Genomic DNA, 12,155 nt, shown 5'->3' with positions numbered 1-12,155 from the left:
GTGGCCGCGCCCGTCCGCAATTCCGGACCGAGGGGTCCCGCCCCGCCAGCGTCGGGCGGGGCGGGCGGAGATCAATCGACTGCTACTCGGCATGACCGCCTGCCAGGGATCAGACTTTGGTGAGGCGTTTCGGGGACGGGCGGAGGAAGACGTACCAGGTGAGAGCGAAGCAGATCGCGTAGTAGGCGATGAAGACGATGTATGCCCCGTTTCCGGACTTGTAGGTGAGGAAGGATTGGCGGAAGGCGAGGTTGACCAGCACGCCGCCGAAGGCGCCGATCGCACCGGCGACACCGATGAGCGCGCCGGCCAGCCGGCGCGCTTCCCGGTCGGAGGTGGTCTGGTCCGCTCCGGTGGCGATGCGCAGCTTCGACTTGGCCCGGAAGATGGCCGGGATCATCTTGTAGGTCGAGCCGTTTCCCACCCCGCTGAAGACGAACAGTGCGATGAACCCGACGAGGAACAATGCCAGTGACTTGTTCAGCGACGCGACCAGTACGAGCGCGGCGCTGACGGCCATCGCGACGAAGTTCCAGAAGGATACCTTCGCACCGCCGAGCCGGTCGGCCAGGGCGCCGCCCACGGGGCGGATCAGTGAACCGAGCAGCGGTCCGAGGAAAGTCAGGTAGGCGGCCTTGATGGGTGTGTCGAAGTCGGACTTGAATTGGACCTGAAGGACCTGGCCGAACGCGAAACCGAAGCCGATGAACGAGCCGAAGGTGCCGATGTAGAGCACCGACATGATCCAGGTGTAGCCGTCCCGGCAGACGTCCMGCATGGCCCGCTTGTCATTGCGGGCGGAGGTCAGGTTGTCCATGAACAGGTAGGCGCCGAGAGCGGCGAGGACGATGAGCGGGATGTAGACGGCGAGCACGACCCGGGGGTGGCCCCTGCCTGCGGTGGCGAGCACGAGCAGACCGACGAGTTGGACCGCGGCCACGCCGATGTTGCCGCCGCCGGCGTTGAGGCCGAGGGCGCGGCCCTTGAGTCGTTCAGGGAAGTAGGCGTTGATGTTTGTCATCGACGAGGCGAAGTTCCCGCCGCCGACACCGGCGACGGCCGCGACGATGAGCAGGGTGCTGTAGGAGGCGCCGGGCTTCAGGATGATCGCGGCCAGAATGGTCGGGACCAGCAGGATGGACGCGCTGAAGACGGTCCAGTTCCGACCGCCGAACGTGGCCACCGCGAAGGTGTAGGGCAGCCGCAGCACGGAACCGACCAGCGTCGGCACCGAGGTCAGCAGGAATTTCCCGGCCGCGTCGATGTGATATTGGGGGCCGAGGAACAGCACGAGGACGGACCACAGGCTCCAGATGGAGAAACCGATGTGTTCCGAGAGGATCGAGAAGACCAGGTTACGGCGGGCGACCTTGGCGCCGCCGCCGGACCAGAACGTGGTTTCCTCGGGCCGCCAGTCCTCGATCCAGCGGCCTCGCTGGATCGGGATGGTGACGGATCCGGCCGACGGGACATCCTCCAGTGAGGTGCTCATGGGCGCGCTCCTGCGGCGTCGGGCTGGTCCCATGACGGTAGGTACACGCCGGCCGCATGGGGCGTGGGTGTAACAAGCCGGGATGGCCACTCACCGCCCCGCCGGCGGCCGGCGCGCGGGAGTCTCGCGGCTGAGAAGGCCCACGCCGGCTGCCCGTGGCAGGGTCGGGCCAGCGGTGGGATCGGGTGGCTGGCCGCGGCTGGATCTCGGTGGCGGTAGGTAACACGCACGGCACTGCGACGAAACCGCCAGATCTGAGCATGTCGTCTATGGCGGCGTCTGTGGTGGTGGGCAGCGGGTGACGGCCACGGCGACGCACTGTCCCTACTGCTCCTTGCAGTGCGGGATCGAGCTACGCCCGGGTCGGACCTCGGTCGGCCTCACACCGCAGGACGACTTCCCGACCAATCGGGGCGGGTTGTGCTCGAAGGGGTGGACGGCGGCGGACCTGCTCGACCACGGCGAGCGGCTGACCACCCCGCTGGTGCGTGATGGCCGCGGCGGCGAGTTACGGCCGGCGTCGTGGGAGGAGGCGCTGGACCGGGTCGTGGCGGCGATCCGGGACTGCCAGGCCCGCTACGGGCCGGACAGTGTGGGCTGCTTCGGCGGGGGTGGGCTGACCAACGAGAAGGCGTACACGCTGGGCAAGTTCGTCCGGGTGGGGCTGGGGAGCCGGTCGATCGACTACAACGGCCGGTTCTGCATGTCCTCGGCCGCCGCCGCCAGCAGCCGCGCGTTCGGGATCGACCGGGGGTTGCCGTTCCCGGTGAGCGATATCGCCGAGGCGCAGGCGGTGCTGCTGGTCGGCAGCAACCCGGCGGACACGATGCCGCCGGTGATGCAGTGGTTCGACGCCGGCCGGGCGCCCGGCGCCCGGCACGTGGTGGTCGACCCGCGGGCGACCGCGACCGCCCGCGGCGCCTGGCTGCACCTGCAGAACACCCCTGGCAGCGACCTCGCGTTGGCGAACGGGCTGCTGCACATCGCGATCCGCGACGGCCTGGTCGACGACGACTACGTCGCGGCACGGGCGGTGGGGTTCGACGCGGTGCGCCAGACGGTCGCCGGATACTGGCCAGGCCGGGTCGAACGGATCACCGGCGTGCCGGAGGCGGACCTGCGCCGCACGGTCCACCTGCTCGCCGAGGCGGACCGGGCGATGGTGCTCACCGCACGGGGCGCCGAGCAGCACGCGTCCGGCACGGCCACCGTCGCCGCCTGGATCAACCTGGCGCTCGCGCTGGGGCTGCCGGGCCGGCCCTCCTCTGGCTACGGCACGATCACCGGGCAKGGCAACGGGCAGGGCGGGCGGGAACACGGGCATAAAGCMGACCAGCTCCCCGGCTACCGGAACTGTCCGACCCGGCCGACCGGGCGCACGTCGCCGCCGTCTGGGGCATCGACCCGGACACGCTGCCACCGCCGGGACCGTCCGCGTACGAGCTACTCGACGCACTCGGCAGCGACGGCGGGGTGCGGGCGCTGCTGGTGGTCGCGTCCAACCCGGCAGTGTCGGCCCCGGACGCGAACCGCATCGCCCGGCGGCTCGCGGCCCTGGACTTCCTGGCCGTGTCCGACTTCTTCGTCTCCGAGACCGCGCAGCTGGCCGATGTGGTGCTGCCGACCGCGCAGTGGGCCGAAGAGGAGGGGACACTGACCAACCTGGAAGGCCGCGTCCTGCTGCGCCGCGCCGCGCTGCCCCCACCCGACGGCGTGCGGACCGACCTGCAGGTGTTCGCGGAACTGGCCCGGCGGCTCGGCCGGGGTCAGTTCTTCACCGACTCACCGCGGATGGTGTTCGACGAGCTGCGCCGGGCCAGCGCCGGCGGCCTGGCGGACTACGCGGGGATCACCTACGAGCGGATCGCCGCTGAACGCGGCGTGTTCTGGCCCTGCCCCGACATCGACCATCCCGGCACCCCCCGGCTGTTCACCGACCGGTTCGCCACCGCGGACGGCCGCGCCCGGTTCGTCGCGGTCCGCCACCAGGGACCCGCGGAACAACCCGACCGCGGCTACCCGTACTACCTGACCACCGGCCGGATCATGCAGCAGTACCAGTCCGGTACCCAAACCCGGCGGGTACGGGCGCTGCTGACGGCCGACCCCGACCCGGCCGTCGAGATCCACCCCACGCTCGCGGCCCAACATGAGATCACGCCTGGCGATCTGGTCGAGGTGTCCTCCCGTCGGGGCCGGGCGGTGTTCCGCGCTCGGGTCAGCGACACCATCCGCCCCGACACCTTGTTCGCCTCGTTCCACTGGAGCGGGCTGTCGACCGCCAACCTGCTGACCAACCCGGCGCTGGACCCGACCTCACGGATGCCGGAGTTCAAGGCGTGCGCAGTGACGATCCGTCGCCTCGATGGCCTGCCCGACGGCGGCAGCACCGTGCCGGCTGGCGCGACCGTGCCCGTCGCCGACACCACTGGGACGACCCGGCCGCCGGGCGCCACATCCCTGGCCCCGCCTCCGCTGTCCGCACCGACCCGGAAGGACMGCCGCATGCACAGCACGCCACGTTTCCTGCAGGGGGTCTTCCCCTTCGAGGGCCACGGCCTGCAAAAGCCGTTCCTGCTCGACCCGTCGCTGACCTATGTGGTCCCACCCGGCATCGCCACCCAGCCGGTGTACGTCCGCGCCGGCAACTCCACCAGCGAGCTGATCTACCTTGTGCTGCTGCGGGACGGCACGCCGATGCGCTACTTCCCCGTCGGCGCCAAAGGCGACATCCACGTGCCGCTGCGGGTGGTGGAGGACCTCCTCGGCGACGCCCGCATCGAGGTGCACGTGGCCGCGCCGGAAGGAACCGCCGGCACGGTGGTCGTCGACCTCGGCCTCATCGAGGTGTGACCGCGATGACCACCACCATGCCGGCACAGCGGCAGCCCGCCGACCGCCCCCGCCAGCGTCTCGTCGTCGTCGGAAACGGGATGGCCGGCGTCCGCGCCGTGGAGGAGATCCTGGCCCGCCGCGGCGGGAGCATGTTCGCCATCACCATCTACGGCGACGAGCCGTACGGCAACTACAACCGCATCCTGCTGTCGAACGTGCTCGCCGGGATCGAGGACGAGAAGGAAATCTTCCTTAACCCACTCGACTGGTACCGGTCCAACGGCATCCGCCTGCACGCCGGGGTCCGGGTCACCCGGATCGACCGCTACGCCAGGGCGGTGTTCGCCCCGGACGGAACCGCCCAACCGTATGACAAACTGATCATCGCGACCGGCAGCCGAGCGTTCATCCCCCCGATCAACGGGGTGCACCGGTCCGATGGCACCCTCACCCCCGGGGTGTTCGCGTTCCGCACCCTCGACGACTGCCGGCAGATGATCGCCGCCGCCCGCGGCCACCGGACCGCCGTCGTGATCGGCGGCGGGCTGCTCGGCCTGGAGGCCGCCCGCGGCCTGCAGAACCACGGCCTGGCCGTCCACCTCCTGCACGCCGCCCCGACCCTGATGAACGCCCAGCTCGACGCCGAGGCGGGGCAGATCCTGCGGCGCAGCGTAGAGGCCCTCGGCATCACCGTCCACACCCGCGCGAGGACCACCGCCGTGCTCGGCGACGACACCGTCACCGGGGTCACCCTCGCGGACGGCACCCACATCGGGGCGGACATGGTCGTGATCGCCACCGGGATCCGCTCCAACAGCGAACTCGGCGCCCGCGCCGGCCTGGAGGTCGAACGCGCGATCGTCACGGACGATCAGATGCGCGCCATCAACGACCCCGACATCTACGTCGTCGGCGAATGCGCCCAGCACCGCGGCGAGGTGTATGGGCTCGTCGCCCCGCTGTGGGAACAGGCGACCGTGCTCGCCGAGCACATCACCGGCGCCAACCCGCACGCCGCCTACCACGGCTCGAAAATCGCCACAAAACTGAAGGTCGCCGGCTGCGACGTCGCCACCATGGGCCTGAAGGAACCCGAACGCGACGACGACGAGGTCGTCCGCTTCATCGAACCAAGACACGGCGTGTACAAGAGCGTCGTCATCCGCGACGGGAAACTCGTCGGCGCGACCCTGCTCGGCGACACCCGCAAAGCCGCGTTCCTCATCCAGGCGTTCGACCGGGGTCTGCCGCTCCCCAAAGCCCGCCTGGAGATGCTGTTCGACATCGGCACCCCACCGCAGGAGGTCGGCGCCGCCGAACTCGCCGACGACACCCAGGTCTGCAACTGCAACGGAGTGTCCAAGGCAGCACTGGTCGCCTGCGTCCAGGCCGGGCAGAAGACCGTAGGCGGAGTGATGGCCGCCACCCGCGCGGGCAAGGGCTGCGGCTCCTGCAAGACCCTCGTCACACAGATCGTCGAATGGGCCGCCGGCGGCGAGGTCGAACAGGACGAGGCAGCCGACTGGTACGTGCCGGCCATCCCGATGGACAAGCCGACGCTCATCGCCGCGGTGCGGGAACGCAATCTGCGGTCGGTGTCGGCAGTGTTCGCCGCGCTCGCCCCCGACGGCCAGGAAGACGCAGCCAGCAAGATGCCGCTGACCTCCCTGCTGCGCACCATCTGGGGCCGCGACTACTTCGACGAACGCGACGCCCGGTTCGTCAACGACCGGGTCCACGCCAACATCCAGAAGGACGGCACCTTCTCCGTGGTGCCGCAGATCGCCGGCGGCGTGACGACCCCGGCACAGCTACGCCGGATCGCCGACGTCGCGGAGAAGTACAACATCCCCATGGTCAAGATCACCGGCGGACAGCGTATCGACCTGCTCGGCGTCCGCAAGGAKGACCTGCCGAAGGTGTGGGCCGACCTGGACATGCCCTCCGGCTACGCCTACGGCAAGAGCTTCCGCACCGTGAAGACCTGCGTCGGCCTGGAGTTCTGCCGCTACGGCCTCGGTGACTCCACCGCGCTGGGCATCGCCATTGAAAAACGCTTCCAAGGATTGGAAAGCCCGGCGAAGATGAAACTCGCCGTCACCGGCTGCCCCCGCAACTGCGCCGAGGCGCTGGTGAAGGACCTCGGCGTCGTCGCGATCGAGGGCGGCCAGTGGCAGATCTACGTCGGCGGCGCCGCCGGGGCGCACATCCGTAAAGGCGACCTACTCGCCACCGTCGACACCCCTGACCAGGTCATCACGCTCACCGGACGGTTCCTGCAGTACTACCGCGAGAACGCGAGATGGCTGGAACGGACCTATTCGTTCGTCCCCCGCCTCGGCATCGACAAGATCCGGGACGTCGTCGTCGACGACAGCGACGGCATCGCCGCCGACCTCGACGCCCGGATGCAGCAGGCGGTCGACGCATACTCCGACCCATGGCTGGAGGGACGCGACCCCGTCACCGCCGGCCAGTTCCGCACCTCACTCCCCCTGGTCGACCTGCCGAAGGTGCCAGTCCGATGAACCCAGCCACCGAGACTGCCCACGCCAGTCCGGACGGCCGTGTGGTCCACCGCCTCGGCCCACTGGCCGACATCCCCCTCGGAGAGGCCCGCGCCTACGCAGCCGGCGGCCGACAGATCGCCGTCTTCCGGCTACGCTCCGGCCAGCTACGGGCGATCGACGCGGTCTGCCCGCACGCCGGCGGCCCACTCGCCGACGGCCAGGCCGACGACACGGTCGTCATCTGCCCGCTGCACAGCARCACCTTCGACCTGACCACCGGCATCTCACCCAGCGGAGCACCACCCCTAACCTGCTACCCGATCCGCGTCAGCGACGACGGAATCATCGAGATCACCATCGGCTAAGGGCTTGCAGATAGTCAGACCGCGTCGCCTTCGTGGTGGCCCTGGTCGCGAGCACAACGGGCAGATGCCGAATCATTGGGATGCCGGTAGTCGCAGTCGGCAATGACGGCGGGATGGGTCGTTCGCGACGGCAGACCCCCGGCGGGCCCCGCCGTCCACCGCCGGGCTCGTGGGCCAGCCTGGCGGAGCCCGCCACGCAAGGTCTTCACCCTCGACACAGCGCGATCACAGCTGGCACACAAGCTCGCCTGCTCAAATGAACGGGTCATGAACTCCAGGCGAAGGAATCTCTGTGGCCCAGTGGAAGATCCTTGTTGCCGATCTGGTGGCCATCGCCGTGCTGGCGTTCGGTCTCTATTTTCCTCGGCACCACCGCCGAGACCTGGTAGCCGCTTTTCTCGGCGTGAACGTCGCCGTGCTCGCGGTGTCGACGGCGCTCGCTTCCTCGACGGTGGGCGCCGGCCTGGGACTCGGCCTGTTCGGCGTGCTGTCGATCATCCGGCTGCGGTCGTACGAGATCACTCAGCATGAGATCGCGTACTACTTCGCGGCCCTCGCGCTGGGCCTCCTCGCCGGGCTGCACCAGACACTGACCGCGCTGACCGGCGGGCTCATGGGCCTGATCGTCCTGGCGCTGTTCGTCGGTGACCATCCGAGGCTGTTTCAGCGTTATCGCCAGCAGACCCTGCGGCTGGACTCCGCGCACACGGACGAGCACGCCCTGCGCGCCCATCTGGAGATGCTCCTGAACGCCCGGGTGGTCAATCTGACAGTCCAGCACGTCGACCAGGTCAACGACACGACGCTGGTCGAGGTCCGCTACGCGCTGCTGCACGCCGAGGCGCGCCGTGCGTCGATGCCGGCTATAGAGCGGCTGACCTCATGAAGACCACCGGCAGGAACACATCGATCGACGCCTTCCCGCCGATCGAGCTGGACGAGTTGGTTGAACGGGCGGAACTGCTCCGGCGGGTCGACCACAAGTACGTCCTGCCTTCCCGTGACCTGCCCGCGCTGCTGGAATCGCTGGCCGTTCTGGGCGGCGTACGGGTGTTGGAGATCGACGGGCGACGAGAGCTCGACTACCGGTCCGTCTATTTCGACACCMCGAACCTGGACAGCTATCTGGGCGCGGCCCGCGGCCGGCGCCGACGGTTCAAGCTCAGGACGCGCAGCTATCTGGACACGGGCGCGCGTTACCTGGAGGTCAAGACGCGCTGCGCCCGCGGTGCCACGGTCAAACAGCGGACTCCGTACTGGGGAGACACCCACCACCTCGACGCCCGCGCCCGTGCGTACACCGACGCCGTCCTGGCCGCGGCGGGTATCCGCGTCGAGCATCTGCGGTTCGACCCGGCTCTGATCAGCGCCTACCGGCGGTCCACTCTGTTCATCCCGTCCGCCGCCGCCCGGGTGACGATCGACACCTCGCTGGCCTGGGCGCTGCCGGACGGACCAGCCATCGAGACCCCACGGCGTGTCGTCGTCGAGACCAAGTCGCCCCGGGATGCGTCCGACGTCGACCGGCTGCTGTGGTCCCTGCAGCACCGCCCCTGCTCGATGTCGAAATACACCACCGGCCTGGCCGCCCTGCGGTCCGACCTGCCCGCCAACCGGTGGCACCCCGTGCTGCGGCGCCACTTCGCCGAATCCGCGACCGGGAGGACCCGGCCCGCCCGCGCCTGTTCGGCGCAGGAGACGAGACCATGAGAATCAGAAGGAAACTGGCCGGCGCGTCCGTCTGTCTGGCCCTGCTCGCCGGCGCGCTGTCCGGCTGCTCGGGTGGCGACGACGCGAGCACGGCCCCGGCACCGGCCACGTCCGCCCAGGTCAGCCAGAGTGCCGCGCAGAGCGCCGCCCAGGTGCTCGCCGCCAACCAGGCCGACCACGCCGAGGACGGCGACGCGACGTACGACGAGTCCGCGGTCGTGAACGTCACCCTGACCGGATCCTCGGCGTCTGCCGGCGGCGACGGGGTCACGGTGACGGGATCCACGGTGACGATCACCGCCGCCGGCACCTACCGGCTTACCGGAACCCTGAACGGCCAGGTCGTCGTCAACGCCCCCGACCAAACCGTGAAGCTGGTCCTCGACGGGGCCACCATCGCCAGCTCCTCGAGCGCGGCGATCGCGGTCACCGACGCGGACGAGGCGGTCGTCATCCTTGCCGAGGGCAGCACCAACTCCCTGCGCGACACCGACTCCTACGCCCAGGACGCGGACGTCAACGCCGCGCTGTTCAGCTCCGCCGACCTGACCATCACCGGCAGTGGCGCGCTGACCGTGCACGGCATCGGCAACGACGCGATCGCGAGCAAGGACGGCCTGGTCATCTCCTCGGGCAGCATCACGGTCGACGCCGCCGACGACGGGATCCGAGGCAAGGACTATGTCGTCGTCGACGGTGGCACGATCACCGTCAAGTCCGGGGGCGACGGGCTCAAGGCCGACGACACCGAGGACGCCGACGCCGGATATGTCGCGATCGCCGGCGGCGCGGTGACCATCACCGCCGGTGGCGACGGCGTCGACGCGGCCACCGACCTGGTCGTCACCGGCGGCACTCTGTCTGTGAAGGCGGGCGGGGGCAGCGGCGTCCAGCCGACCGACGACACGTCCACCAAGGGGCTCAAGTCGGCAGTGATCACCGTGCTGGAGGGCGGCACCATCGCGGTGGACTCCTCCGACGACGCCATCCACACCGACGGGGCCCTGCACGTCAGCGGCGCCACCATCACGGCCGCCAGCGGCGACGACGGCGCGCACTCCGACGCGGGCCTGCTCGTCGACGCGGGCAAGCTCACCATAACCACGTCGTCTGAGGGCCTCGAGGGCACCGACATCGCCATCAACGGCGGCGACGTGAACATCGTCGCCAGCGACGACGGGGTCAACGGCTCCGGCGGCACGGGTCAGGGCGGCGGGGAGGATATCGGCGACTACTCGGTGGTCGTCACCGGCGGCACCCTGATCATCGACTCCGGCGGCGACGGGCTGGACTCCAACGGCACCGGGACGATCTCGGGCGGCACCGTCGTGGTCAACGGGCCAGAGCAGGGCGGGAACAGCGCCATCGACGTCAACGGCACCCTCGACGTCACCGGTGGCGTCCTGGTCGCAGCCGGCAGTGCCGGCATGGGGGGCGCCGCGCCGAGCACGGACTCCACCCAGGGATGGGTTGCGGCGACCTTCGACTCGGCCGTCACCGCGGGCACGACCCTGCAGGTCGTCGATGCCGACGGCACGGTGCTGGCCACCTTCGTCACCTCGAAGCCGATCGGGAATCTGATCTACTCTGGAGCCGGCATCGCCACCGGCAAGGAGTACGCGATCTACTCCGGCGGCACGGCGTCCGGGAACAGCGTCGGCGGGCTCGCGGAGACCGGCAGCCTCGGGTTGGCCACGAAGATCGCGACGGCGACGGCCGGCGCCGCCCCGGCCGGCGGAACGGGCGGCGGAGGCTTCCCCGGCCGCGGCGGGCAGCAACCACCCGGTATGTCCGGAACCTAACGGCCATACGAAGGCGACCCTGACCGTCCAATTTCACGCCACAGGGTCATGTCGTTCGGCGTGCCCGATGACGTCCGGCTCCTGTTCCGGCCCAGAGGTCCACGCGGGTTGTCTGGCGTTGTTCAGGGATGTGCCGGGGCGGGGGCGGTGGTTGGTCGGCGCGCTTCAGCAGGCCGAATCCGGCGCCGAGCGAGACGAGGCCCATGCCGGCCGCGGCCGCGATCCCCTTCGCGCCGCCGACGTAGAAGTAAGCTGCCGCGGCGACGGCGCCGTTGAACAGGAACAGGAACCACTGCACCTTCCGCGAGGCGAGAACAGATTTCAGTGGTTCTCTTTTCGCGAGAAGCGAGCCGGCGACGAGCGACACTACAGCCGAACCATAGCCGATCAGCTGTTTCTGTGTACCGTCGACGTCGAGGATCCTGCCACCGGCCACGGTGCCGACCAGGCCGGCCGCGAACGCCTGCCAGAGGATGAACGACCAGACGGTTGAGAGGATTGATCTCACCGGTGTTCCTTTCGCATGAGGGTGAGGTCCGCGGTCCCGACGATGCCGTCACCCAGCTCTTCGCCGCGGGGCGTCACAGGGGGATCGTCGGTGCAGCTGGCTGAACTGGTGTCGCCCACGCCGGCACGGCCAACGGGAGACGTTCACGGGTCGGGCGCGGTCCGCCGCGCAGGCGCGGGTCAGCGGGCGGGGCAGAGGGCGAACATGTCCAGTAGCGCAATGTTGTAGAGAACGGCCTGGTCGGCTGTCGAGCTACCCAGGCTGTAGCGCTGTCCCATCGAAGGCGTGACCATCTTCCAGCTGGCGGCCATATCCGAGCAGTCAGCCTCGCCATCGCTGAGGATCTGCGCGTCGGTCTTACCCTCGGCGAGGTCGGGAAACTGTCGGCGAAACTGGCTGACGTACGTGGAGGTGTCGGCCGCGTCGCCGGTGTCGGCCGCGTCGCCACTGTCGGCCGTCGGACTCGCCGGCACTTGCGTCGTGACGGAAGAAGGTGTCGGACTCACGGCGGAAGTGGCGGCCGGTCGGCAGGCCGCCAACGACGCAATAGCCACGCCGATCAGGATGAGTCGCCGGTACATGGAGTTCCCCTTTCGTGCCGTTCGCCGCGTGAACGTGCATGGTCTCCACAGCGGACTGACATTTGGTGTGGGCAGACGCCCGGCAGAGGACCGGTGCTGGGATCCGGTCGCGATATCCGGCCGTTGTGTACGAGACGATCCTGTTCCACGGGGCCCAATCCCACGTCCTGCACGTGCCGACAATTCCGGCTACCACGAGCGCGGTACTCGAGGCCCGGCACCTCCGTAGCCGATGGCAGAGCCAGGGACCTGGTGACGGACACCGTTGGCAGGTATCACCGGCTTCGTCGCGAAGCCGGCCCGTCAGGGCCGTCGGCGGACGCAATGAGGCCACACGCGAGCCGGTCGGGGC

The 12,155-nt window shown here is 69.6% G+C and carries 8 protein-coding genes and 1 pseudogene; 6 read left to right on the top strand and 3 right to left on the bottom strand.

Features of this window, described 5'->3' with window-relative positions; all coding sequences use genetic code 11:
* Positions 1–109: 109 nt before the first annotated feature.
* Entirely contained in the window at positions 110–1,492 is a 1,383-nt protein-coding gene (locus tag BCD49_RS00850) for a nitrate/nitrite transporter (RefSeq protein ID WP_071041008.1), read from the bottom strand.
* A 298-nt stretch (positions 1,493–1,790) separates the two neighbouring features.
* Here BCD49_RS00850 and BCD49_RS46260 point away from each other — a divergent pair.
* From BCD49_RS46260 to BCD49_RS00820, 6 genes and pseudogenes are all read left to right on the top strand, one after another.
* Positions 1,791–4,345, top strand: a pseudogene (locus tag BCD49_RS46260) (molybdopterin oxidoreductase family protein).
* 5 nt (positions 4,346–4,350) lie between these two features.
* The gene (gene nirB / locus BCD49_RS00840) at positions 4,351–6,855 is read left to right on the top strand and encodes a nitrite reductase large subunit NirB (protein WP_083401207.1); all 2,505 of its coding nucleotides are present in this window, start codon (positions 4,351–4,353) and stop codon (positions 6,853–6,855) included.
* Positions 6,852–7,202 carry a Rieske (2Fe-2S) protein gene (locus tag BCD49_RS00835; RefSeq protein ID WP_071041007.1) on the top strand — a complete coding sequence of 117 codons (351 nt, stop codon included), beginning with the start codon at positions 6,852–6,854 and terminating at the stop codon, positions 7,200–7,202. The genes nirB and BCD49_RS00835 overlap by 4 nt, the downstream gene beginning before the upstream one ends.
* Positions 7,203–7,494: 292 nt before the next feature.
* Positions 7,495–8,088, top strand: coding sequence for a DUF4956 domain-containing protein (locus BCD49_RS00830; protein ID WP_007508847.1), 594 nt, complete (start codon positions 7,495–7,497; stop codon positions 8,086–8,088).
* Entirely contained in the window at positions 8,085–8,912 is an 828-nt protein-coding gene (locus BCD49_RS00825; protein ID WP_071041006.1) for a VTC domain-containing protein, read from the top strand. The genes BCD49_RS00830 and BCD49_RS00825 overlap by 4 nt, the downstream gene beginning before the upstream one ends.
* On the top strand, positions 8,909–10,714 hold the full coding sequence (locus BCD49_RS00820) for a carbohydrate-binding domain-containing protein (RefSeq protein WP_007508844.1): 1,806 nt from the start codon (positions 8,909–8,911) through the stop codon (positions 10,712–10,714). Before BCD49_RS00825 ends, BCD49_RS00820 begins: the two co-directional genes overlap by 4 nt.
* Before the next feature lie 46 nt (positions 10,715–10,760).
* Here the strand turns inward: BCD49_RS00820 and BCD49_RS00815 are convergent, their stop codons facing one another.
* The gene (locus BCD49_RS00815) at positions 10,761–11,222 is read right to left on the bottom strand and encodes a hypothetical protein (RefSeq protein ID WP_007508842.1); all 462 of its coding nucleotides are present in this window, start codon (positions 11,220–11,222) and stop codon (positions 10,761–10,763) included.
* 179 nt (positions 11,223–11,401) lie between these two features.
* Positions 11,402–11,803 carry a hypothetical protein gene (locus tag BCD49_RS00810; RefSeq protein WP_007508840.1) on the bottom strand — a complete coding sequence of 134 codons (402 nt, stop codon included), beginning with the start codon at positions 11,801–11,803 and terminating at the stop codon, positions 11,402–11,404.
* Positions 11,804–12,155 lie beyond the last annotated feature (352 nt).

The organism is Pseudofrankia sp. EUN1h, assembly GCF_001854645.1.
Taxonomy (GTDB): Bacteria; Actinomycetota; Actinomycetes; order Frankiales; family Frankiaceae; genus Pseudofrankia; species Pseudofrankia saprophytica.
This window is presented reverse-complemented; position numbering and strand designations above follow the sequence as displayed.